Raw genomic sequence first — 23,773 nt, 5'->3', positions numbered from 1 at the left:
AAGTCGTTATTCTATCAAAAATTTAACACTATGTCAAGTTTTGGCGGAGGAGAGGCTATTGCACTTTATATTTTGATAATTAAACTCAAATTTATTTTAAAAAGAATATAATACGCTTTCAGTATTTTTTAAGGAGATTTTATGACTTTGGATTCTTTAAAAGATGGAGAAAGTGCTTTGATAATAGGTTTTGAAGCTCCATTAGAGCTTAAAAATAGGCTTTTAAATTTCGGTTTTTTAAAAAATAAAAAAGTCAAAAAACTCAATTCCTCCTTAAAAAAAGCGACAATTTTAGTTGAGCTTGAAAATTCCTGCGTGATATTAAGAGCTAATGAAGCTAAAGTTATAAAAATAGAAAGAATTTAAATGCAAAAAATCAATATCATCTTGGTTGGTCAGCCAAATGTTGGAAAAAGTTCTCTTATAAATGCACTTTGCAAATCAAATTTAAAGGTAGGAAATTTTCCGGGAGTTACGGTGGAGAAGGCAAGTGCGAAAATTGTTTATAAAAATTATATGCTTGAATTTGTTGATTTACCCGGGACTTATGCACTTGATGGCTATTCTGAAGAAGAGAAAATAACTCAAAATTATATCAAGACGCAAAATTACGATCTTATCATTAATATACTTGACTCCACAAATTTGGAACGCAATCTTATCTTAAGCACTCAGCTTTTAGAATGTCAAAAAAAGATGATTCTAGCACTTAATATGAGTGATGAAGCTAAAAAAGAGGGATTTAGTATCGATGTAAAGAAGCTTGAAGATTTGATTAAAACACCTAGCATTAGCGTTTCTTCTAAGACAAAAGAAAATTTAAACACTCTTTTAGACCTCATTATACAAACATATGAAGCTCCTTTCACTCCTTTCATAAGAGTTTATAGTGAGCAGTTGGAAGCGGAAATTGAACAAATTTGCCAACATATAAAACAAATAGATTTAGAAAATCCTTATGAAAATATGAAAATTTATGCCATCTCTTTACTTCAAAATAAAATTCAAAATACTGCCTGTCAAGAATCGGTAAAAAATTCGCAAAATAGGCTTTTTGAGCGTTATCAAAGTCAAAGTATTGATGAAATTTTTAAGGAGGATTTGCTCGCCTTTAGTGCAGGACTTTCTCAGCAAATTTCAAAGCAAGAGCCTACCTCAAGCAACATCACAAAAAGTCTTGATGCTCTTTTGATTAATAAATATTTTGGAGTGCCAATCTTTTTGTTTTTAATGTGGGTGCTTTTTCAGCTTACTTTTACGCTTGGTGCTATTCCTATGGATTATATAGAAATGAGCTTTGGAGCACTTGGAGATTTATGCAAAGAGCATATCTCTAATGAGCTTTTAGCCTCTGTTTTAGCTGATGGGATTATAGGCGGTGTGGGGGCTGTGATTTTATTTTTACCTAATATTTTGATTTTATTTTTCGGCATTGCTCTTTTAGAAACTACGGGCTATATGTCGCGTGTAGCGTTTTTGCTTGATGGAATTTTGTATAAATTTGGCTTACACGGAAAAAGTTTTATCCCACTTATTACCGGTTTTGGTTGCTCTGTTCCTGCTTTTATGGCGACAAGAACGCTTAAAAATAAAAGAGATAGACTTCTTACGCTTTTTGTGATTAATTTTATGAGTTGTGGAGCTAGGTTACCTGTTTATGTGCTTTTTATCGGTGCTTTTTTTGGGGGTGAGCAAGCGGGAAATTATTTATTTGGAATTTATATTTTAGGTGCTTTTTTGGGACTTTTAGCGGCTAAATTTTTAAAAATGACTGCTTTTAGGGGCATTGATGAGCCTTTTGTTATGGAAATGCCAAAATATCGTATGCCAAATTGGAATTTGGTATGGCAAATGTCTTTTAATAAAGCTAAAATGTATCTTAAAAAAGCGGGCACTTTTATATTGTTAGCCTCTATTTTAATATGGTTTGCAAGTAATTTTCCTATTCAAACAAATGCTCCAGAAGATGAGAAAAAAGCCGCAGAATTACAGGTCGAAAATAGCTATTTAGGGCAGTTTGGTAAGACTATTGAACCTATTTTTACGCCTTTGGAGCTTGATTGGAAATTAAGCGTTTCTTTGCTAAGTGGTTTAGCGGCTAAGGAAGTGATGATTTCAACGCTTGGGGTGCTTTATTCTTTGGGTGAGGATTTAGATGAAAATGATGAGAATTTAAGGCAAACTCTCGCTTCTACTATCCCTTTTAGCACAGCTGTTGCGTATATTTTGTTTGTGATGATTTATAATCCTTGCTTTGCAGCAACCATAGTTTTTACAAAAGAAAGCGGCAAACTCAAATACACGCTTTATCTTTTCTTATTTACTTGTATAAGTGCTTATATTGTGGCTTTTATAGGGCTACATCTTAGCAAAATGCTAACTTAGAATTTGATGCAAAAAGGGCTGATTTAAGCTTTCATCTACGCTTAAAATAAGCCTTTTATCTGCATAATTTTTTTGAATTTCTTTTAAACTTTTAGCTAAAGCACTAAGTAAAGAAAAGGCAATTCCCTCAAGCTCAAGCCCCCCACAAAGATAAATCAAACTCATTCTTAAAGATTTATTTAAATCAAGCTTTACGCCATCTTCTTTAACGCTTAACTTAAAATCATAAGGGCTAGCGTGCTTAAAGGCGTAATTTTGTGCCGCTTCAATAAAATGCCTTTTATCCTTTAAAAATTCCCCCTTAGCCAAAATGTAACTTAAACCAAAAAATTCCCAAATATCATTAGAGATTTTTGAATTTTCATCAAAATTTGCTTCGATGAAAGCATATTGCTTAGGAAAGCTTTTTTTGTAATTTTCAAGCAAACTAAGCCCTAGTTTATTTTTAGCCAAATTTGTCAAAGCACATTTTAAATTCGCTTCAAAATTGAAATTTAAAAGCTCTAAAGTCTCTTCTTTTTTGATTAAAATTTGTAAGCTTTCTTTAAGATAAAAAATCAACTCATCTTCATTTATTTCATCTTTTAAGGCACTTAAAGTTAAATTTTTATTTTCTAAAATCAGCTCATTTTCTCTCTTAATTTTTGCGTAGGCAAAAGCATTTGCCATAGGTTTTTCATAAAAGCCAAAATCGTCCCAAAAATTCTCCTCACTACAAGCAATGCAACCATGTCCTGCTGCCACAGGCCAAGAAGTTTTAGCATTAAATTTAACCTTAGGGCAATTATTATAAGTATAGGGTCCTTTACAGCCTACTTTAAACAAACACGCCCCATTTTTAGCTGCTACATCGTCAAAACTTTCAGCAAAAATTCCACTTTCAAATTTCGCCTTTCTCTCGCACATATCGTGCAAACACTTTCCATAAGACCATTTGGGACGATTTTTATCATCAAGTTCTGGTGCTTCACCAAAAAGCGCATAAAAAGCTAAAGTGGCGACGATATTCACATCGCTCGGCGGACAGCCTGGAATTTGAATGACTTTTTGACTTAAAACTTGTGAAATTCCACAAGTTTTTGTAGGATTAGGATAGGCAGCTTGTATCCCACCATAAGAAGAGCAAGTGCCTACGGCGAAAATGATTTGAGCTTTGTCTGCAACGCTTTGTAAAAGTTCATAGCCACTTTTACCCTCCGCACCTATGCTAAGATAAAAGGTATCTATGGGTGCGACCGCCCCCTCAACGATAAGGACAAATTCTTCTTTCATAGCTTTCTCTAGGCACTCTTCAGCCTTAGTGCCATTAGCAAGCATTAAGGTTTCGTGATAATTGAGAGAAAAAAATTCAAAAATAAATTCTGCCAAATCAGGCTTTTCACTTCTTAGCAAACTTTCGCTACAACCTGTGCATTCTGCTAAGTGAAGCCAGATGACATTAAGTTTAGGTGCTAGAGAAAAATACTCGCAAGCAAGGTTTAAAAGCTCACTAGAGATACCAAGATGCTTAAGCATAGTCGCCACACTTGCTTCGTTAATCATCCTTTTTTCTCCGCCTTTTAAATTTGCAAGGCGTTTTTCTAAACACGCTTTAAGGGCGTTATTGTCCATTTTTATCCCAGCAAAGTATGGTTTGACCCTCTTCATTTTTAGTTACATCACCCATACCCATAATGTTATATCCCGCATCGACATAATGAATTTCGCCTGTAACCCCACTTGCTAAATCGCTTAGCAAATACATCGCCGAATTTCCTACATCTTCTATGCTAACATTGCGTTTTAGTGGGGCGTTAATTTCATTATATCTTAAAATCATTCTAAAATCACCTATCCCACTTGCAGCTAGGGTTTTAATGGGACCTGCGGAGATGGCATTGACACGAATTCCACGCTCTCCTAAATCTCTAGCCAAATATCTCACAGAGCTTTCCAAAGCTGCCTTTGCAACGCCCATAACATTATAATGTGGGACATATTTCACCCCACCTAAATAACTTAGAGTCAAAATAGAGCCATTATCCCTTAGCACAGGCAAAACAGCCCTTGTGAGTGAAAGTAGAGAATAAACAGAGGTTTGCATTGCTATATCAAAAGCCTCTTTACTCGTTTGTAAAAAAGAATTTTCTAAAGCTTCTTTAGGAGCGTAAGCCACGGCATGCACGATAAAATCAAGCTCACCTAAATCTTTCTTAATTAAAGAAGTGAGATTTTCTAAATGCGTGGCGTTATTCACATCAAGTTCATAAACAAAATTTGAGTTAAATTCCGCGGCGATAGGTTCAACGCGTTTTTTCAAAGCTTCGTTTAAAAAGGTAAAAGCCAAAGTTGCCCCTTGTGCCGCACAAGCTTTAGCTATGCCGTAAGCTATGGATTTGTTATTTGCTACGCCAACTATCAAGCCTTTTTTACCCTGCATAATCATTTTGACCCCTTTATTAATGTGATGAAATTTTCCACTTTTAAAGCCGCAGAGCCTACTAAAACTCCGCCACAATGATTAATTTTTAAAATTTCCTTAATATTATTTTCATTAACACTTCCTCCATAAAGCAAAGGCGCTTTTGTGAGTGTGTGTAAAAAATCTAAAATTTCCCCTATGTCCTCATTTTTAGCACTTACGCCTGTGCCTATGGAGTAAATCGGCTCATAAGCAATGATGAGTTTTTCATAAGCTAAATCCAAATTTTCAAGCTGTTTTTTTAAAAAATCTTTTGTTTTGCTCTCTTGCTTTGTCTTTAAATCCTCTCCTATGCAAAGAAAAATTTGCCATCCTTGCTTTTTAGCAAAATCAAATTTTGCCTTTATTAACGCTTCATTTTCATAAATTCTTCTCTCGCTATGTCCTATTAAAACGCATTTAATGCCAAATTCATCTAAATGTTCCTTACCTAGCTCTCCTGTGAAAGCTCCATTAATGCAAGGGTAGAAGTTTTGCGTCCCTTGCGTAAAAAAGCTTTCTTTTTGTGAAAAGGCTACACTAGGAGGAAAGACGAAAATATTATTATTGTGTGTGCCTAAAGTCTCATTTAAAGCTTTGAGATAAAGTTCAAAAGAGGCTCTTGTGTGATTACACTTTAAATTTGCAGCAAAAATCATCACTCGCCTCGCAAAGGTTTCACACCCGGAAGTTCTTTGCCCTCGATTAGTTCTAAACTTGCCCCACCTCCTGTGGAGATGAAAGTCATCTCATCAGCCTCGCCACTTCTTGCAACAACATCAGCCGTATCGCCTCCTCCTATGATGGTCGTAGCGTGGCTATCGCCTATGAAATGTGCCATTTTTAAAGAACCTTTAGCAAATTTTTCTATCTCAAAAACGCCCATAGGTCCATTCCACCAAATCGTTTGTGCATCGGCTAAAGCTTCTCTAAAAAGCTTCCCACTAGCAGGTCCTATGTCAAGTCCCATAAAACCACTGGGAATTTCTTGCGTTGGGACATAGGACATAAAAGATTCGCTTGAACAAGTCCTTGCCACAGCTACATCGACAGGGAGGTAAATTTTCACACCTAATTCTCTACCTCTTTTCATAATTGCTCTTGCATCTTCGAGTAATTCTTCTTCTAAAAGCGAATTTCCTATATCATAGCCCAAAGCCTTTAAAAAAGTGAAAGCCATACCTCCACCTATGATGAGTTTATCGACTTTTGGTAAGAGATTGATAAGGGCTTGAAGCTTTCCGCTTACCTTTGAGCCTCCCACGACAGCGACAAAAGGACGAGCGGGGTGGCGTAAAAGATTGTCGGCAAATTTAATCTCTTTTTGAAGTAAAAAACCCGCCGCTTTGACATCAAAAAATCTTGTAATCGCCTCTACACTTGCATGCGCTCTATGACATACTCCAAAGGCATCGTTAATATAAATTTCCGCCATAGAGGCAAGTTCTTTGGCTAAATTTTCATCGTTTTTCGTTTCGCCCTTTTCAAAGCGTAAATTTTCAAGCATCAAAATTTCACTTGCTCCTAAATTTTGTGCCTTTTTTTTCGCGTCTTCACCCACGACATCTTTAGCTAAAAGCACTTCTTTACTCATAAGCCTTGAAAGTCTTTTTGCCACAGGTTCTAGGGAGTATTTTGTGCTGATTTCTTTTGGGCGTCCTAAGTGCGAAGCTAAAATCACACTGCAACCATTATCAAGGCAGTAGCGTATGGTAGGGATAGCTGATCTTATGCGTCTATCATCAGTGATATTTAAAAAATCATCTTGAGGGACATTAAAATCACATCTTATAAAAACCTTTTTTTTAGCTAAATCTATATCTTTAATGGAGATAATTTCACTCTTCATCTTAAGCCCCCATTACATAAACAGCCATATCGACAAGGCGACTAGAATAGCCCCATTCATTATCATACCAAGCGACAATTTTAACAAAATCTTCCCCAATCACTTGAGTTAAATCACTTGCCACAACAGCTCCAAAAGGCGAAGTGATGAAATCACTTGAAACCCTTTCTTCATCATCGACAGCTAAAATTCCTTTTAAATTTGTCTTGCTTGCCTTTCTAAAGGCTTCATTGAGTTCTTCTTTACTTACTTTTTTGCTTAAAAGTGCGGTTAAATCTACGCTAGAGACATCAATCACAGGCACACGCATACTTTGTCCGTGAAGTTTGCCATCAAGTTCTGGCATTACGAGCCTCATAGCCTTTGCCGCTCCTGTTGAGGTTGGGATAATGTTTTGTGCAGCAGCACGGCTACGGCGTTTATCCTTAGCCTTAGCATCAATGATGCTTTGTCCATTTGTATAAGCATGTATGGTTGTCATCAAGCCCTTTTCTATGCCAAAATTATCTTGTAAAACCCTACAAACAGGACCTAAGCAATTAGTTGTGCAAGAAGCGTTAGAGATGATAGCTTCTCCTTTGTAAAGATGAGAATTCACACCCATTACAAAGGTTGGGGTATTATCCTTTGCGGGGGCAGACATTAAGACCTTTTGAACTCCTTTATTTAGGAAGGCTTGACATTTTTCTTGTGTTAAATGTGCGCCCGTGCATTCAAAAACGAGCTCTGCACCGTATTTTGCAAAATCAAGTTCGTTAATATCACGCGTATGAAACATTTTAACTTTTTTGTTATTAATGAGTAAATCGCCATCTTCAAGCTCTACACTAGCATTAAATTCGCCATGCACCGTATCATATTTTAAAAGATATTTTGTCAGCTCAATATCCGTAGTATCATTAATCGCTACAAGCTCTAAATCATCACGCTCTGTGATGATTCTTGCTACACATCTTCCTATACGCCCAAAACCATTAATCGCAACTTTTATCGCCATTTAATTTCCTTTTGCAAAATAAAATGCTAGAATTCTACAAAAAAAAGGTTAAAAAATTTAAATGAAAATCGCACTTTTTGGAGGGAGTTTTGACCCGCCACATCAAGGACACGAAAGCGTTATAAAAGAGGCTTTAAATACACTAGAAATCGACAAACTCATCATTATGCCAGCTTTCATTAGCCCCTTTAAAGAAAGTGTGAGTGTTCCTGCACAAAAAAGGCTAGAATGGGTTAAAAAACTTTGGGGGAAATTCGAAAAAGTCGAAATTTGTGATTTTGAAATCAAGCAAAACCGCCCCGTGCCGAGCATAGAAAGCGTGAATTTTCTCTACCAGCTTTATAAGCCTAGCAAATTTTATCTTTTAGTAGGGGCTGACCACCTACAAACCCTATCTTCTTGGCATTCTTTTGATGAGCTTCAAAAAAAGGTAGAATTTATCATAGCAAAGCGTGATAAAATCGTAATTCCAAAGAATTTTAAAGATTTAAATACACACATTAATATCTCATCATCTTTTATAAGAGAGTATTTAAACTTAGATAAAGTTAGTGGCGAAATTCAAGAAGAGGTAAAAAAATACTACCAAAAATAGCTATAATTTCAAAAACAAAGGAGTAAAATGCAAGAGAGAATCGCCACAATCACACAAATTCTAGACGAAAAAAAAGCTGAAGAAATCGAAGTTTTTGATATGAGAGAGGGGGAGTATTTTGTAAGTTTTGTCATCATTGCTACGACTTTGGGTGAAAAACACGCCCTTTCTTTAATCGATGAGTTAAAAACAAAGCTTAAAGCTAAGGGCGAGGAATTTTTAAATGTAGAAAGTAGCGAAGAGTGGAGTGTGATAGACTTAGGCGACATACTCATACATTTACTTAGCCCACAATACCGCAAAATCTATCAGTTAGAGGAGCTTTTAAAGGGGCTTGTCTAATTTTAAAAGCTCACAAATTTTCTGCCTTATGCCACTAGGACCATCTTTATTAACCACGCACAAATGTGCTTTTTGCCAAAAAATGCTTTTAGGATTTTCAATCTTCCCCCAACGCCAATCAAATCTATCTCCCAAAAGCACCAAAGTAGGAATTCCCAAAGCCAAAGCTAAATGTGCTATCGCACTATCAATACTTACAAGCAAATCCACATCACGCAAAGCCTCACTTGTAGCCAACCAGTCCTTAAGCTCAAAAGATATATCATTAATATGAGTGGGAAGCTCTAATTCCCCCTTTTCATAAAGTGTAAAATTAATAAGCTCCACATCAAGCCCCTCAAAAGCCTGAAGTAAAAAATCTAAATCGATATTGCGGAAAAATATAGCTTGCCTTTCAACTGGGGTTGTAGTGCGAAAGCAAATGCCAATTTTAGCTTTTTGCGTTCGTGTCCTTTTCTCCACGCTGATGAGAGGCGATGATAAATTGGCTATGCTTTTTGGATTATAAAAGCTTAAGAAAAGATAAAGGGAGCAAATCGGCACAGCGTAGTCGCACTCATAGGAAAGGTTGGTAACTATTTTAAGATTATTTTGGATTTTATTTTGCTTTTGAAGGGTTTTAATATGCGTGTCAAAAAGTGTAAATAGGGCAGGTTGAGGACAGAAAATCACCTCCTTAGCAACCTTACAAAGCCTGCGTAAAATGCGTCCAAACATCAAGGTGTCTCCATAGCCTTGCTCACAATAAACAAGAACTTTTTTTCCGTGTAAAAAGTCCTTATCCCCATAAAAAGCCGCATAAGCAGCATCATAATGCCTTTTAGAAAAAGTAAAAGCGGCTTTTGAGCTCAAACGCGTTTCATAGTGTAAAAAGCCCTCCTCAAAACTCCCCAAACGCAAACAAAATTTAGAAAACTCAAAACAATAAAAAGGTTCTGTATGTAAGGTAATAGCTCTTTTGTAGCATTCATAAGCTTTATCATAATGACCTGTATATTCTAAAGCTAAAGCGTAAGAAATGAAAAAATACGGATTTTTCGCATTATAATTTTCTACATTTGCAAATAAATCAAGTGCATTTTCATAACGATAAAGCCTAAAATTCAAATGTGCCAACTCAACCAACACACGCATAGCGATAAAATCATCGATAGAATCTAGCCTCTTTCCCCCTTCTTCGCTTAAGTCCCCCTCATTTTCTAAAATCTCTTGCTTATATGCTGAAAAATGCTCATAAGCCCTCTCTAACAGAGCAATGGCTTTTTCATTATCGACAAACTTATACGCAAGGGCACAATCAAACCATATATTCTCATCATAGGACTTTTGTCCTAAAAGCTTTTCAATTAGAGCATCAGCTTCTTCATAAAAACCATACGACACAAGGATAAAGGCAAAATCAAAAGTAAAATCCTCATCATACTCTTGTCCTAAAAGCTTATTGATAATTTCTCGTATTTTCTCGGGGGGGGGGGGGTGGATTCAATGAAGGTGTAAGTGTAAAGTAATTGAAGTAAAACATAAGGACTTTGCTCCTTTATGCCCTCCAAAATCTCGCGTGCCTTTTCATACTCATTCTTTTCAAAAGCTAATAAAGCCTTAGCATAATTATCACTTGATAAGGCATAAATTTTTTCATAATTCTTGCGTGAGATATAAAATAATTCTTTTTGTGTCATTGATTTTCCTTTACATGGTATTTTTCACTTGTTCAAAAAGATCCATTACAGCCTTCTCAAGCTCCTTAGCTCTTAAAGATGTGTTTGCTTCAAAACGCGTGATGAGATAGGGACTAGTATTTGATGCACGAAGTAAAGCCCAGCCGTCTTCAAAGTCCATTCTCGCTCCGTCAATCTCACAAAGCTCCCTCACTTCCTTTAAAGCTCCCTTTCTAACTGCCTCCTTAAAAGCCTCTACAAGTTTAAATTTTTCCTCCTCACTCACGGGGATTTTAAGCTCCTCAGTGGTATAAAGCTTAGGCAGGGCATTGATTAAACCTTCCAAATCATAACCCTTAAAGATGAGTTCCAAAGTCCTTAAAAACGCATAAATCCCATCATCATAGCCAAAATATCTATGTTTAAAGAAAATATGCCCACTCACTTCAGCGGCTAGGTCGATATTAAGCTCTTTCATCATTTTTTTAATATGAGAATGTCCTGTTTTTCCCATAAAAATCGTCCCAAATTTCTTCACTTCATCAAAAAGATTTTTAGAGCATTTTACCTCGCCTAAAATTCTAGGATTTTCCATATCTTTAGCAAATAAATAGCAAAGCTCATCGCCACAAAAAGTGTGTGTGCTATTTAGTGCGACAACCCTATCTGCGTCCCCATCAAAGGCAAAAGCCATTTGCACATTTTGATTTTGTTTCAAAAATTTTTTAAGAGGGATTAAATTCTCACTTTCTGTGGGGTCTGGGGAGTGGTTGGGAAAAGTGCCATCAGGCTCTTTAAAAAGAAAATGCGCTTTCAAATTTAAAGCTTTCATCAAAGGCTCAAGCACTGCACCCACAGCACCATTTGCACAATCTAGTGCAAATTCATAATCAAAATTTGCCAAGTGTTTAAACTGCTTTTTTATAAATTCTACATATAAACTTAAAATGTCATATTTTTCTACCTTTAAATTTTCAGGAATTTCATCATCTAAATGTTTATAAACCTCCTTAGAAAATGCTTTAAGTTCTGCACCGAAAAAACTCTCCTTGCCTATGGTAATTTTAAAGCCGTTGTAATCTTTGGGATTATGTGAGCCTGTAATCATAATATTTGCGTCAAATTGCAAACCCTCATAAAGTGAAAAATAGCCAAGTGGAGTCGGCACAAGCCCTATATCATAGACCTTAATCCCTGTTTTGTTTAAGCCACTTATAAGATAAGCAAAAAGCTCATCGCCACTATATCTTGCATCTTTTCCTACGCTGACATTTTTACAACCCTTTTTAAGCATTACTTCACCTAAACAAAAACCAATCGCCTTAACACTTTTTTCATTGAGTTCTTTATCATAAAGCCCTCTTATATCATATTCTCTAAAAATCACATCTAGCATAAAATTTTCCTTAAAAATTTAAATTGCATTTAAAAAAAATTGCTACAATTTTACAATAAATTCATTAAAAGGAAGATTTTATGGAAGAAGAAGTAGAAAATACGGAAGAGAAAAAGAAAAAGGGGAGTTCGCTTGTCATTATCATCGTTGTTGTGCTTTTCGTTTTACTTCTTACTATTATGGGCTTTATCGCTTATCTTCTCACCTCTACTTCGAGCGATGAGGGTGCAGTAACCGAAGCACCAAAAGAAGAAGTTAAACCAGCAGCAAAAAGTTCTCAAGCACCAAGTCAAAGGGGAAGTGATTATGCAAATATTGGTCCTATGTATCCGCTTGAGCCTTTTACTTTAAATTTATTAAGCGATAGCGGTTCGCGTTATGTCAAATGCACCATAGAACTAGAGCAAAATAGTGAGCTTTTAAAAACAGAGCTTGACAAAAAGGTCGCCATTGTTCGCGATGTGATTATACGCACTTTGACGGCTAAGACTTTTGAGGAAATTAGCACGAGTAAGGGTAAAGAAAGGCTAAAAGATGAGCTTGTCGGTAAAATTAATGAAATTCTAACGGACGGCTTTATTAAAAATGTCTATTTTACGGACTTTGTCGTCTCTTAATGCGTGTGGGTTGCGATTTAGTCTCCATAGAAAGAGTGGAGAAAATTTATAATAAACACGCCCACGCTTTTTTAGATAAATTCCTAAATCTTGATGAGCAAAAACTCATCAAAAATTCAGCCACTTTAGCTGGCTTTTGGGCGGCGAAAGAAGCGGCGAGTAAGGCTCTTGGGGTTGGGATTTCTAAGCATTGTGGCTTTTTGGATATGACAATTTCAAAAAGCAAAAAAAATGCCCCTAAAATCAAATTTTGTAAAAAAACTAAACGCAAATTTCACATTAAAAAAGCAAGTTTAAGCATTAGCCACGATAAGGGCGTAGCTATGGCAGTCGTGATTATAAAATAATTATTTTCCTATGGTTTGCTCTTCAAGTTTTCTTGAAAGAATGAAATCAACCACAGGCTGTTCTCTGCGATTTGCCCTTTTACAATGATCTTTTTGAAAAAAATCGGTGATTTTGATGACGACTTTCGCCCATTTTTTGCGTTCTCTTTCTCTCCAAGCGTGAGAAGAAACACTCTCCCAAGCATAACCGTTAAATAAACTTGCATTGACGAAATGGTCTAACGCCCTTACACCCTGTCTCACTCTAGCCGTGCTAAAAAAGGTCCCCACAATCACAATAAATAAATATCCGCATACTGCTAAAGGCACGATAGCACAGAGTAAAATCGTCCCCGCTAGTTTTTCCTTAAGGCTTCCTTTGATATTTTTTCGCACTCTTGCACGAATTCTGGGTTCTAATTTTCTCATCGTTTGCTAAATTTAATCCACATTCCATTAAGAGAGCGAATCGTAAGTCGCCCAACAACATCTGGCACAAAGCCCTCTTTAAGCTCAAGCTTATAAGTTTTTAAAATATTTGCTAAAATAAGAATTGCTTCTTGCATAGCAAAGCCTTGTCCTATGCAAATCCTCTCCCCCATACCAAAGGGCAAATATGCCTCTTTTTTATATTCTCTTTCAAAACGCGAAGGGTCAAAGCCGTGAGGATTTTGCCAAAAAAGCTCGTGGCGGTGAATCAGCCAAGGTGCAATCACAACTCCAGAGCCTTGCTTGATGAGCTTGTCTCTTACCTGTGTATCTTTCTTAGCTTCCCTTGCAAAAAAGCCCACAGGTGGGTAAAGCCTTAAAGACTCTTTAAAGACATTAGTGAGGAATTTAAATTGTCTAAGGTGGGTAATTTTTATATCCTTACTATCTTGCAAAAGCTCGCAAATTTCATTATATGCTCTTTCTTGTTCCTTAGGATATAAGCTTAAAAGATAAAGAGTCCAAGTAAGAGAGCTAGCGGTCGTTTCGTGTCCTGCTAAAAACAGCATCGCTACTTGGTCTAAAATTTCTTCAAAAGAAAAACGCTCATTTGTTTTCGCATCGACAACTAAAAGCAATGATGAAAGTATATCTTCAAATTCTTCCTCTTTTACCCCATCATAACGCGGTTTTATGATGTCGCTTAAAGCCTTTCTTATCAGCTCTCCTGCTTTAGCTCTTTTTCTATCTCCTAGTAAGTAAGAAAGCCATTTTGGGAAGTAAAACATTCCTCGCATCGCTGTTCTAACGCTTTCTTCTTGAAAGGTCGCAAAGGCTTCTAAAATTTGCTTACCTTGCACCTCATCAAGTTTGGAGGACATTATCGTTCTAAAAATTACATCAGCCGTTACAAAGGTCATCATTTCATCGACTTCTATATAAGCATTGTTAGGGTATTTTTCAAAACGCTTCATTAAATCAGCCACCGCTTCGCTCATCAAATCAAAAACTTTAGAAATTCGAGTCAGTTCAAAACTAGGTTTTAAAAGCTCTCTTTGCTTATGCCATACTTCGCCATTTGTTGTAAAAATACTCTCTCCTAGCAAGGGGCTTAAAAGTCTATGTAAAAGCTCACTTTTAGGAAATTCTTTTACTTCATCAACCATCATTCTTTTAACTTCTTTTGTATCATTAATGACATAAAGGTCGAAATTTGGCATTTTGACATAGCCTGTTTGCATTTGATAACTTCTTTCATAAAGTCCGTCCAGCCAAGAGCGTCTTTTAAGCAAAAAAGTTAGCAAGGTCGAAGCCTTATTTTTATAAGGCTTCGGGTAAAAAGGACATCTACTCATTTTAATCCTTAATCTTTTCTTCTAAAAATTTGTCCAAAACGATGAAGTTGAAAAAATCATAAGCTCCGTCATTTTCTACGCTCATCAAATATAAAAAATGCGCTTTGTTTTTATCACGCTTGATTTTTTTATAATTTTGCGGCTTATAAAGGGTGTGAAAACGCGGATTTAAAAGCTTAGGTCCAAAATGCTCTTTCGCATAAACTCCGCTTGTTCTTATAAAATCTACCTGCGGAAAACACGCCCCATCAATTACCGAAGTATAATCATACCATTTTAAGTCAAACCCAGCGACAAATTCAAGCTTTTTTCTAAAATCTAGGGCTTTTTTTTGATAGCTTACAAGTGGGATACACTCACCAAGTGTGAGAATTTTAAGCCTAGAAAAATCCACTTCATTTTCTTTACAAAGTGATAAAACTCTAGCCAAAACTTCAATGCAAAGCACACAGCCCACACTATGCGTTAGTAAGATAAGCTCGTAATTTTCTTTTTGATTTTCTTTAAGAGTGTGATAAATTTTTTGAGCAAAAAGCTCCATTCTCTCTTCTAAATCTCCCACCCTTCTTTCTTGCCAGTTTGCACAAAAAGAGCAAATTCTAGCAATCCAAAAAACGGCTAATTTTTTCCCATAATCATACAAAAATTTATTACTATAATAAGTCAGTAAAATTCCAGCCAAAACAGCAAAAAACAAAGGTATATAAAAACTTAAAAAATAAAGGGCTAAAAAACCAAATCCCAAAGAAAATAATAAAGAAAAAAGCACATAAAAAAAGGGATAATATCCTGTGATGAGTTGATAAATGCTTTCCTTGCCAAATTTAATAAAAAGTCCCGTAATGGTATAAATGCGAAAAAAACTATAACAATCATAAAGTGCGTCTTTATAATTTTGCGACCAGTTTTTTTTCACAATATCATTCCACGCTAGGAAGGTGTATTGACACTCTACATCATTCGCATTTACACACCAGAAAGGAAAATCCTTACTCGCATCACTCTTAGAAAGCTCTACTTTAAGCTCAAAGCGTCTTTTATACTCCTCTAAATTTCTTTTAAATAATAAATAATAATACCGATATCCCTTAGGGTCATACCCTGCTATATAAAATACATCTCTTTTTATCATTTTAAAAACTCAAATTTAATTTTTGAAATTATAACGCAAGAAAATGATTTAACAAAAGATTAATTTTATCTCATTAAAGAGGAATTTTTGTAAAAATTGCCATTGATTTGATTAGTTTGAAGGAGATATTTTTTAAACTGCGATACAAGCAAGGAATTTGGCTTATAAGCGTGAGCCTCACGCCAGAAAAAATGAAGTTTCTTAGGATAAGTCAGCCCCTCAAAATCATAAAAAGCTTCCCCGCACACCTTAGTAGGACAGCCCTCCATAATCGCACTAAGTCCTACGGTGGAATTAATCGTAATGCAACCTAGTGCATTTTGTAGTAAAAGTGGCAAATAGCTATCATGCACATATAAAATGCGTCCTTCGACATGGTATTTCTCGCTTAATTTTTCTATCAAAGTGGCGTAATTTCTATAACCTCTATCCATAGGGTGGTGCTTGAAAACAAGATAGGATTTAGCTCTAGCGTGATTTGCAAAAGAAAGGATAGTCTCTTCGATAAAATTCTCGATGTCTTTTTTGTAGTGATGTAAAATTTGTGTATCATTATACACTTGCAAAATGGCTAAAAAATACTTTTTTTCTAAACTATAAATTTTAGCATTGAGCCTTTTTTCGCTGATTTTATACTTGTATTTTAAAAATAAAGCCCTAAACCAAGCAAACATTTCTAAAGGATTTAAAGGGCGGTGATGCAAAGCATTATTAAAAAACGGCGACAAAATAAAGGCAAAAAACCAGTATAAAAAGCTATAAAAGCCCATAAATTTAAATCCGCCCGGTATCATTTTTATCTCAGCACTTATATCTTTTAAATTTAAGTTCAAGTAGAAATTTTTATCGCGTGGCATAGCCGAGTTTGCATTAACCCCATCTTTTTCTAAAGTAATGCAATAAGGTCTTAAATATCCTTCCTCAAAAACCCACACCGCAATGCCTAGCTTTTTTGCGACTTCTAAGCCTGTGTGATTGATGAAGCGACAATCATTATACATCAAAACGACCTCAGTTTGATTTTGCGTGAAAAAGTCTTCATAAAAAGCGGCTAAATTTTCTTTGCTCCCTTTATAAATTCGTCCTTTGGGATAAAAGAAAAAGTCTCCGCCATTAAAATTAATTTTTGTAATTTTCGCGTCCATTTTTTTAAGTTTTTTCGCTAAGCGTAAGAAAAAATTCCCCACAGGACCTTGCAAAAGCACGACATTTTTACCGCTAAATTCTCTTTTTAACAAAAGGTCAAATTGCATACTTTTACCCTCATTTTTTAAAACCTTTCATTGTTTCCCAAGTGCGTCTTAGTTTTCTTAAAGCATAATTTCTAGAATCTATCCCCCATTTAATATAGAATTTTGAAAAATACGCCTTTTGCATTTGCGTGATTATCTCTAAACTTAGCTCAACCTCACATAAATTCCTCGTCTTAGGATGTAAATAAAGCGGATAAAGAATCAAAACCCCAGCTACAAGCTCCTCAATGCTTAGTTTTCTAGTGCGGCGTTTAATTTCGACCTTATCCTCACTTAGTCCCCAGCCCGCATAAAAAGGAGTGCCATAAACAACAACTTTTTTTCCTCTTAAAAGTGCATCAAAACCAGCAGTTGAGGTAATGGTATGCACTTCATCACTTGCTTCTATGGCACTATGAATACTTGAATGACGCAGCATTTCATCACAAATTCGCAAAATGGTTTTTTCATCTTTTAAGCCCTTACGATTTCCACTTAAAACATCGGGGTGAGGTTTAAAAACAAGATGGGCGTTAGGATTTTCCTCTCTTACTTTTTGGATAAATTGCAAGGTATCAAGCCCCCCACTTCCTAAAAGCATAGAGGCATCATCTTCAACTTGTGCGGGGATTAGGATAATTTTTTGCCCCTTTTTAGCCTTAAAATGCAAATTTTCGTGTTTTAAGGTGTTGTATTTTGAAATTTTATAAAGTCTTAATTTGTCGATTAAGTCTTTTGCTCTTTTTAAAAGTCCCTCATCAAAGCTATGATTTTGTAAAAGTTCCTCTAAATCACTAGGAGTTGAAGCGTCGATGTAAAGTCCCTTGCTATCCACTACTAAAGAAAAAGGACGTGTCAAGTCAGACCCTAAAGAAACAGAGCGGATAAAGCCGTCTTCTACAAAGCAAATTTTTGGTTTTAAATTTGCGTTTTGTTTCGCAATTTGTGTTTTTAAGTCTTCTTTTTCTAGGCGTTTGCCCCAGATCAAAAACACATCATCATCGCTTAATTTAAATTTCTCAAGCTCCCTTAAGGAATTTAAAAAGTGCATACTCTTAGCCTTAAAAAACGCCTTTACAAAAGAACGCTTCCATAAAGTAAAACCAAGAAAAAAAAGACGATGATTACTAAAATTCTCTCGCACCCACACCCTTTTAACAAATTCTTTGTATTATAACTTTTAAAACTATCTATTTAGTAAATTTAAGTTTTGTTATAATTTCGCCCAAAAGGAAAAGTATGAAATATAGCATTATTATCCCTGTGGATTTAAAACTCCGCCCCTTTGATATACTCAAAAAAGTAAAACTCATTTTACAAAGAGCAGATGAAAGCACGGAGCTTATTTTCGGGCATAATGATAGGGGTAGTTTGTATGATAAAAAACTTAAAAAACTCATTGCACCGCACAAAAATGCCAAACTAGCCTCTAAGCCCTTTTATAAAGAGCTTATTTGTCAAGCCTTGCTAAGAAATGAGGCTTTTAAACTTAGCTCTTGTGAATATATTTATTTAATGGATGTGGATTGTTTGCTTGATGAGGAGGTAAATTTAAGCTGCGTGAAAGAACTTGCAAATGGTCAAAGTGAATTTATGTTTTTACCCTGCCTTTATCTTTCACCTAAGGGTTCAAGAGCTGTTTTAAAAAAGAGTCGTCAGGAGCTTTTTGATGCTTTTGTGAGCTACAAAAAAGACTTATTTATAAGCCTTGCCGTGCCTAGTGCTTGCATTTTTATGAAAAGGGCTGATTATATTGCTATTAAGGGCTTTGATGAGAATTTTAGGGGGCGTGGGGGGGAGGATTTTGACTTTATGCTACGCCTTGCTTTATTTAAAAAAGCTTTGACACCAAGCAAGGATTTAATGGACAATGTCTTTTATAAAGCCCCTATGCTTTCAAGTGGTTTTCGTAAATATCTTGCACATTTTTGCTTGCCGTATTTTTTTGAAAAAAGAGTGATTTTTCACATTCATCACGGCAGAAACAGACTGCGTTCTTATTTTAGACGCTACAAACAAAACGCCCAAATTTTAGAGCAAAAATGCTATTTTAAAGACGAAAATTTAAGCCCTTATGGAAAGTCTTTGCTTGAGCTTTATGAAAGCTTATGCCACAAATATGAGATAAATCTTGACACTTACTCCATTTTATTTAACGATTATCGCCCAAAACTCTTTAGCTTAGAGCGATTTTTACTTTTTTTAAAAAGGCTTTAAATGGAAGAATTTTATATGAATTTAGCCTTAAAAGAGGCGTGGAAATATCAGTTTTTAACCTACCCTAATCCCGCAGTTGGTTGTGTTATTCTTGATAAAAATGGTAAAATTTTAAGCATAAAAGCCCACGAAAAGCAAGGACAACCTCACGCCGAATTAAACGCCATTAAAGAGGCTTTAAGGCTTTTAAAGCCTGAATTTAGCTTTCCTAAAGAGCCAAATGCCCTGCACGAATTTATTCTTAAAAATCATCAAAACTTACTTCAAAACGCCACTGCTTTTGTTACCTTAGAGCCTTGCGCACATCAGGGCAAAACCCCACCTTGTGCGAAGCTTTTTAGCACACTTAAATTTAAAAAAGTTTTTGTAAGCGTGAAAGATGAAAATAAAATCGCAAGCGGTGGGGCAGAGCTTTTAAAACAAAATGGCATTTTAGTCGAAATGGGAATTTTAGAAAAAGAGGGCAGGGAGCTTTTAAAGCCCTTTTTAAAATGGCAAAAAGGCACTTTCAAGCTTTTTAAACTTGCTTTAAGTCTTAATGGCAGTGCTTTGGGTAAATTTGTCAGTAACGAAACAAGCCACACCTATGCGCATCAAATTCGCTCAATCATCGATTTCTTAGTCGTTGGAGGAGAAACGCTAAGAAAAGATCGCCCCATTTTAGATTCAAGACTTTGTGGAGGGAAAGCGCCAAATCTTTGCATTTTAAGTCGCCAAAATTTAGAAAGCTTTGATAAAACTATCCCCGCTTTTAAGGTCGAAAATCGCCAAATTTTTACCCAAATCCCACAAAATGCGAAATTTTTAATGTATGAGGGCGGGGCGGAGTTTTTAAAAAGCCTTAAGGAGCAAATGGATATGTTTTTAATCTTTCATAATGCGAAGTTTAATAAAGAAGAAAATGTTAAGCTTGATTTGGAGCTAAAGCCCCTTTTTAGAGGAGATTTTAAGGAGGATAGTTATGGAATTTACGAACTTTTATAATTATGCAAGGAGTGATTTAAGATTTATCACGCTTAAAAGCGTTGAGATAAATCACCCCCTTTATACGCTAAATTCTAAGCAAGATACCTTAAATCCAAACGCTGAAAGCTTTAATTATACAAGCAAAAAAAGCTATCATTTTAAAGAAAATGACAAAATTTTACTTTGTAATTTAGGGAGTAAAATCACGCTTTTTCGCAATCTCACTCAAAAAGAAGATAATTTTAAAGAGGCTAAAATAAAACATTATATTTTTTTATGTTTTTTAGGAATTTTTGCCTTGCTTTTTGTCTTTTTTGCCGCTTTTAATTCCTTTGCTTTGCTTTATCTTATCTTACTCAGCGCAAATTTAATTTTACTTGTTTTAGGCTTGATTAATCTTGGCTTACTTTTTAAGCAAATTCGCATTTTAAAAACAAGTAAGCAAAATGAAATTGAGGATTTTTTAAAACAAAATTTAAGCAAAAATTCGGCATAATTTGCGTTTTTTGTGGGGCATTAGCTCAGCTGGGAGAGCACGACGCTGGCAGCGTCGGGGTCAGCGGTTCGAGCCCGCTATGCTCCACCAGTGGTTCCGTAGCTCAGTTGGTAGAGCACTACCTTGACATGGTAGTGGTCGTTGGTTCGAGTCCAATCGGAGCCACCATTTTAAAGGCTTCATTTGCAAGGCTTCATTTTACATACACAAAGGGTTAGAGACGAGGATTTGATCGTCTATATTTTAAGCTCTAAGGCACTTTTAAAGACTTATAGATTTTATGGATTAAGACACTCAAGCATACTAAATGGCTATAAAATCGACTTTGCTCTAGAAGAAAACTCCACCTTTCTTCCGCGTCTTAAAGATGTGCTTCATTTAGGTTTTTCGTGGATTTTAGATAGGGAAAAAATGCTTTTTTGGCAGGAATTTATCCGCCTTTTATATGGGCATTTAAAGGAGGTAAATGAGCTTGATAGCTTTTATTTTGACCTACTTGATGAGTGTGCTAAACGCTTTTCAAAGCAAAATCCAAAAAGAGTTATCCTTGATGCCTATGTGAGAATTTTAGAATTTGAGGGGAGGCTGCATAAAGACTTCATTTGCTTTGCGTGTGATGAAAAAATTAAAGGCAATATCACGCTTTTAAGAGCCTTTTTACCTTCGCACGATTTTTGTGCTTTTTCTTATGAATTTTCACACCAAAAACTTGAAATTTTTTATGAGAAGAAAAATTGCTCCATTTTTGATGATGAAGAAATTTCTAAAATTTATAAACTAATTAAACAGGGTTTATGAATTTTCTTCTTCTAAAAATTCCAAAAAAGGTGCTTTAAGCATTTCTATTTCATTTTCATCATATTCTATTTGACGCTTGATTTTATCTTCGCAAAAATTATAAAGCCCTGTTTGGTTAAGCTCTAAATAAAAACTTTTTGAATTTGAAACAAATTCTAAGATATTATCCACTTCTTTTGGCTGACTTTGGATATAAATTTTTGCTTCAAAGACCATATTTGAAAGACTTTTAAGCTTTCTTTTAATCTCGTGTTTTAATTTTACGAGCTGTTGATATTCTAAGGTGCTTCTTTCATATTTCTTTAAAATATCATCATAAATCGCCATAAGTTTTATTTCGATTTCTTGGGGGTCTTTTGATTTTTTGATTTTAATAATCTTAGTTTGATTTTGCACGAGATAAAGATATAAATTTTGTTTTTGTTTTATTAAATTTGTCAATTTAGTATCAAGTTTATGAAGTAAGGCTCTAAGTTCTTCCATTTCGTCCTTATATTCATTATTGATTAAGGTTTCTGGAGAAACCTTAATGCGGTTATTTGACTTCATATTTTTAAGAATAATTAAATTTTTCTTAGGATAGAGCTTACTATCTGTAAATAAATCTTCAATAAAAATATTATCCGCTTCTATTTTAGATGCGATGCAGTGTTTTACATAGACATTTTTTGCCTTGATTTTACCACGCTCTAAATTTTTAATAAAAACAACATCGCCCTCAAAAAAACCCTTGTGATTAGCTATAAAGGCACTTTGTACGTAAATTTTTGACTTTGCGTGTGTCGCACCTGAAATTTGAATTTTAGTGGCTTTTAGTTCTGTTGCTCCCACATGTCCCTCGATATTAACATTAGCGACTTTTATACTAACTATGCCCGATTTTACCGCATCATCATTGAAATTTTTATTTGAAACTTCTACATTAATCTCCTTATCTAAATCTGTTTTAATTGATCCTGTATTTTTTAAATCCACTCTTGAAACCTTTAAAGAATTACTCACACTAAAGCCCTCAATGTCCTTAGTCAAAAAACCATACTTTGCACTAAAATACTGCGTTTTATCTGGCAAATTTGTAGCATAAATGCTCTCATCTTTTAAAATAATGCTATTTGCTATCTTCTTCAAAGGCTCGAGTGTAAGAAGTTCTCCTTTTAAATTTCTTCCCTCTTTTCCTATCTTTTTATGAATAAATTCAAATAAAAGCTCATCTTTCTCCACGGGCTGAGTATAATCTCTTTCATCATAGCCTCTATCTTCGCTTGCGGTTTCTCCTACATTACGATAAAAGATGAGTTGTGCTTTTTGATGTTCGATTTTATCAACACCTTGTGCCACTACAAATTCAAAACCCTTAGCCTTGTTTTCTTTCAGCAAAGAAACGCACTGGTCTAAATGTGCTTCCAATTCTTTATCCAAGCGAAGAAGAAGAAATTGATTTTTAATCAAAATTTTATACAAAGCCTGTCTTAAATTCTCTTTTAAATCTAAAGTCGGGTCAAATTTCTCATAGTCCAAACACGCTTTTAAAAGGGTTAAATTTGCATTAGTCTTTAAGGAAAATTTGAAAGGATTTTCTTCTGCTTTAGTAAAAATTTCTATTTTAAATTTTTGATAAAATTCATCATAATTTTTTACAAAAAAATCATTAGAATAAAACACTTCAAGCTCATTTTGCGTATAACTTTTACTTCTTTCAGGGTTTCTTTTGATACAAAAAGTGTTAAAGTCTAAAATGCGAAAATCCAACTTAAAATCATAATTTTCTTGTTCAAATTTTAAAGTTTCAAAGGGGTTTGCTACTTGCAAAATTTTATTTTCAAACATTGCTTTTTCCTATCATTTCAAATTCTTGTTCTAAATCCTTAAGGCTTTTAAGCTCCTCCTCTTCTTTTTCTAAATAAACCAAAATTTGCCCACAAGTTTCGCATTTTAAAAAGCCTTTTTCTGTCATAAGTTCTTCGTGTATGCTTCTTGGCATTTGGTGAATTTTATCCTCACACGCACAAAGATATTTAAAGCATTCTTCTTGTTCTAAGGCAGGATTTCTTAAAGTGTGTAAAGTTTTGTAGGTTTCTAGGCTAAAATGCACTTCATTAAGATGAAGTGCTTTGTATTTGTAAGTATCAATCCACTTATCATCAACGCAAAAATGCTTTGCAATCCAGTCTTTTGTCAAAATGGCAAGCTCTTTTGCGAAATTTTGAGGATCTTTAGAATAATTTAAAATTTCTTTCGTTTTTTCCACTAAAAATCTATGAGAAGCCTTATGTTCCTCTAATAATGGAAAATCAATCTCTTTCATATAATTTTCTTCATCTTTAAAATGAATTTTAATATAGTCAAAAAGCTTTATAATCGTCTTTTTAAGTTCCTCTTGCAAGGAGTCATCATAATGCTCTAAAACCTCTTTAGCAAGTTCATTGGCACGAATTGTGATGTCAAATATAAGCTCGTGTTGCTTATCAAGCGTGTAATTGTTAATGCTAAATTCCTTAGTCCAATCAATCTTTTTGTTCATTATTAATCCTTTATTCAATCTA

Annotated in this window: 24 protein-coding genes, 2 tRNA genes and 1 pseudogene; 12 read left to right on the top strand and 15 right to left on the bottom strand. The window is 35.0% G+C overall.

Annotated features, from left to right (window positions below; translation table 11 throughout):
- The first annotated feature begins 141 nt into the window (after positions 1-141).
- Together CVULP_RS07960 and feoB are read left to right on the top strand one after the other, a co-directional pair.
- On the top strand, positions 142-366 hold the full coding sequence (locus CVULP_RS07960) for a FeoA family protein (RefSeq protein WP_099507692.1): 225 nt from the start codon (positions 142-144) through the stop codon (positions 364-366).
- A complete protein-coding gene (feoB, locus tag CVULP_RS07955) occupies positions 367-2,385 on the top strand; it encodes a ferrous iron transport protein B (RefSeq protein WP_099507691.1) in 2,019 nt (672 codons plus the stop codon). It begins immediately after the preceding gene.
- Here feoB and CVULP_RS07950 read toward each other — a convergent pair.
- The 5 genes from CVULP_RS07950 to gap are packed head-to-tail and all read right to left on the bottom strand — an operon-like array spanning position 2,377 to position 7,671.
- Entirely contained in the window at positions 2,377-3,996 is a 1,620-nt protein-coding gene (locus tag CVULP_RS07950) for a hydrogenase small subunit (protein ID WP_099507690.1), read from the bottom strand. The two genes, feoB and CVULP_RS07950, sit on opposite strands and share 9 nt — an antisense overlap.
- Entirely contained in the window at positions 3,986-4,810 is an 825-nt protein-coding gene (fabI, locus tag CVULP_RS07945; RefSeq protein WP_099462261.1) for an enoyl-ACP reductase FabI, read from the bottom strand. The genes CVULP_RS07950 and fabI overlap by 11 nt, the downstream gene beginning before the upstream one ends.
- Positions 4,807-5,484, bottom strand: coding sequence for a triose-phosphate isomerase (locus CVULP_RS07940; protein ID WP_099507689.1), 678 nt, complete (start codon positions 5,482-5,484; stop codon positions 4,807-4,809). Before CVULP_RS07940 ends, fabI begins: the two co-directional genes overlap by 4 nt.
- Positions 5,484-6,674, bottom strand: a complete 1,191-nt coding sequence (locus tag CVULP_RS07935) for a phosphoglycerate kinase (RefSeq protein WP_099462265.1) — start codon at positions 6,672-6,674, stop codon at positions 5,484-5,486. Before CVULP_RS07935 ends, CVULP_RS07940 begins: the two co-directional genes overlap by 1 nt.
- A 1-nt stretch (position 6,675) precedes the next feature.
- Positions 6,676-7,671, bottom strand: a complete 996-nt coding sequence (gene gap, locus CVULP_RS07930) for a type I glyceraldehyde-3-phosphate dehydrogenase (protein ID WP_099507688.1) — start codon at positions 7,669-7,671, stop codon at positions 6,676-6,678.
- A gap of 61 nt (positions 7,672-7,732) precedes the next feature.
- Between gap and nadD the strand changes: the two genes are divergently transcribed.
- Both nadD and rsfS read left to right on the top strand, forming a co-directional pair.
- Positions 7,733-8,266, top strand: a complete 534-nt coding sequence (nadD, locus tag CVULP_RS07925; protein ID WP_099462270.1) for a nicotinate (nicotinamide) nucleotide adenylyltransferase — start codon at positions 7,733-7,735, stop codon at positions 8,264-8,266.
- A 27-nt stretch (positions 8,267-8,293) separates the two neighbouring features.
- Complete coding sequence (gene rsfS / locus CVULP_RS07920; RefSeq protein ID WP_099462273.1) at positions 8,294-8,608, top strand: ribosome silencing factor; 315 nt, start codon at positions 8,294-8,296, stop codon at positions 8,606-8,608.
- Here rsfS and CVULP_RS07915 read toward each other — a convergent pair.
- Genes CVULP_RS07915 through CVULP_RS07905 form a run of 3 tightly spaced genes read right to left on the bottom strand, consistent with a single transcriptional unit; the run spans position 8,591 to position 11,662 of the window.
- Positions 8,591-9,991 (bottom strand): glycosyltransferase family protein, encoded by a 1,401-nt coding sequence (locus CVULP_RS07915; protein WP_141085328.1) that lies wholly within the window; start codon positions 9,989-9,991, stop codon positions 8,591-8,593. The genes rsfS and CVULP_RS07915 overlap by 18 nt on opposite strands.
- 47 nt (positions 9,992-10,038) lie before the next feature.
- Complete coding sequence (locus tag CVULP_RS07910) at positions 10,039-10,287, bottom strand: hypothetical protein (protein ID WP_213272934.1); 249 nt, start codon at positions 10,285-10,287, stop codon at positions 10,039-10,041.
- A 10-nt stretch (positions 10,288-10,297) separates the two neighbouring features.
- Positions 10,298-11,662, bottom strand: coding sequence for a phosphomannomutase/phosphoglucomutase (locus CVULP_RS07905; RefSeq protein WP_099507686.1), 1,365 nt, complete (start codon positions 11,660-11,662; stop codon positions 10,298-10,300).
- Positions 11,663-11,742: 80 nt separating this feature from the next.
- Between CVULP_RS07905 and fliL the strand changes: the two genes are divergently transcribed.
- Together fliL and acpS are read left to right on the top strand one after the other, a co-directional pair.
- Positions 11,743-12,279, top strand: coding sequence for a flagellar basal body-associated protein FliL (gene fliL, locus CVULP_RS07900; protein WP_099462278.1), 537 nt, complete (start codon positions 11,743-11,745; stop codon positions 12,277-12,279).
- Positions 12,279-12,626: a holo-ACP synthase gene (gene acpS, locus CVULP_RS07895; protein WP_099462281.1), complete on the top strand. Its 348-nt coding sequence runs from the start codon at positions 12,279-12,281 to the stop codon at positions 12,624-12,626. The genes fliL and acpS overlap by 1 nt, the downstream gene beginning before the upstream one ends.
- Here acpS and CVULP_RS07890 read toward each other — a convergent pair whose 3' ends face one another.
- The 5 genes and pseudogenes from CVULP_RS07890 to CVULP_RS07870 form a co-directional block, all read right to left on the bottom strand.
- Positions 12,627-13,034, bottom strand: coding sequence for a hypothetical protein (locus tag CVULP_RS07890; protein WP_099462283.1), 408 nt, complete (start codon positions 13,032-13,034; stop codon positions 12,627-12,629). It lies immediately after the preceding gene.
- Positions 13,031-14,389, bottom strand: coding sequence for a cytochrome P450 (locus CVULP_RS07885; RefSeq protein ID WP_099507685.1), 1,359 nt, complete (start codon positions 14,387-14,389; stop codon positions 13,031-13,033). The genes CVULP_RS07890 and CVULP_RS07885 overlap by 4 nt, the downstream gene beginning before the upstream one ends.
- A gap of 1 nt (position 14,390) precedes the next feature.
- Positions 14,391-15,518 (bottom strand): DUF829 domain-containing protein, encoded by a 1,128-nt coding sequence (locus CVULP_RS07880; RefSeq protein WP_257874407.1) that lies wholly within the window; start codon positions 15,516-15,518, stop codon positions 14,391-14,393.
- Positions 15,519-15,586: 68 nt separating this feature from the next.
- Entirely contained in the window at positions 15,587-16,774 is a 1,188-nt protein-coding gene (gene kpsS, locus CVULP_RS07875; RefSeq protein ID WP_099507683.1) for a capsule polysaccharide modification protein KpsS, read from the bottom strand.
- Between the two features lie 10 nt (positions 16,775-16,784).
- A pseudogene (locus tag CVULP_RS07870) lies at positions 16,785-17,891 on the bottom strand (capsular polysaccharide export protein, LipB/KpsS family); the annotation flags it as partial.
- Positions 17,892-17,992: 101 nt separating this feature from the next.
- On the opposite strand from CVULP_RS07870, the gene CVULP_RS07865 reads away from it, so the two are divergent.
- The 6 genes from CVULP_RS07865 to recO all read left to right on the top strand — a co-directional run bounded on the left by CVULP_RS07865 (position 17,993) and on the right by recO (position 21,230).
- A complete protein-coding gene (locus CVULP_RS07865) occupies positions 17,993-18,970 on the top strand; it encodes a galactosyltransferase-related protein (protein ID WP_099507681.1) in 978 nt (325 codons plus the stop codon).
- The gene (gene ribD, locus CVULP_RS07860) at positions 18,971-19,954 is read left to right on the top strand and encodes a bifunctional diaminohydroxyphosphoribosylaminopyrimidine deaminase/5-amino-6-(5-phosphoribosylamino)uracil reductase RibD (protein ID WP_099507680.1); all 984 of its coding nucleotides are present in this window, start codon (positions 18,971-18,973) and stop codon (positions 19,952-19,954) included.
- Complete coding sequence (locus CVULP_RS07855) at positions 19,932-20,432, top strand: hypothetical protein (protein ID WP_099462297.1); 501 nt, start codon at positions 19,932-19,934, stop codon at positions 20,430-20,432. Before ribD ends, CVULP_RS07855 begins: the two co-directional genes overlap by 23 nt.
- 14 nt (positions 20,433-20,446) lie before the next feature.
- Positions 20,447-20,522: transfer RNA gene (locus tag CVULP_RS07850), tRNA-Ala, on the top strand.
- A gap of 2 nt (positions 20,523-20,524) precedes the next feature.
- Positions 20,525-20,600: transfer RNA gene (locus CVULP_RS07845), tRNA-Val, on the top strand.
- A gap of 15 nt (positions 20,601-20,615) precedes the next feature.
- Complete coding sequence (gene recO / locus CVULP_RS07840; RefSeq protein WP_099507679.1) at positions 20,616-21,230, top strand: recombination protein RecO; 615 nt, start codon at positions 20,616-20,618, stop codon at positions 21,228-21,230.
- On the opposite strand, the gene CVULP_RS07835 is transcribed toward recO, so the two are convergent.
- Both CVULP_RS07835 and CVULP_RS07830 read right to left on the bottom strand, forming a co-directional pair.
- Positions 21,225-23,057 carry a flagellar assembly protein A gene (locus tag CVULP_RS07835; RefSeq protein ID WP_099507678.1) on the bottom strand — a complete coding sequence of 611 codons (1,833 nt, stop codon included), beginning with the start codon at positions 23,055-23,057 and terminating at the stop codon, positions 21,225-21,227. The two genes, recO and CVULP_RS07835, sit on opposite strands and share 6 nt — an antisense overlap.
- Positions 23,050-23,751 (bottom strand): hemerythrin family protein, encoded by a 702-nt coding sequence (locus tag CVULP_RS07830; RefSeq protein WP_099507677.1) that lies wholly within the window; start codon positions 23,749-23,751, stop codon positions 23,050-23,052. Before CVULP_RS07830 ends, CVULP_RS07835 begins: the two co-directional genes overlap by 8 nt.
- Positions 23,752-23,773 lie beyond the last annotated feature (22 nt).

The sequence above is a fragment of the Campylobacter vulpis genome (assembly GCF_014217995.1).
Classification (GTDB): Bacteria; Campylobacterota; Campylobacteria; order Campylobacterales; family Campylobacteraceae; genus Campylobacter_D; species Campylobacter_D vulpis.
The sequence above is the reverse complement of the archived record's forward strand: the minus strand, read 5'-3'. Positions and strand labels throughout refer to the sequence as shown.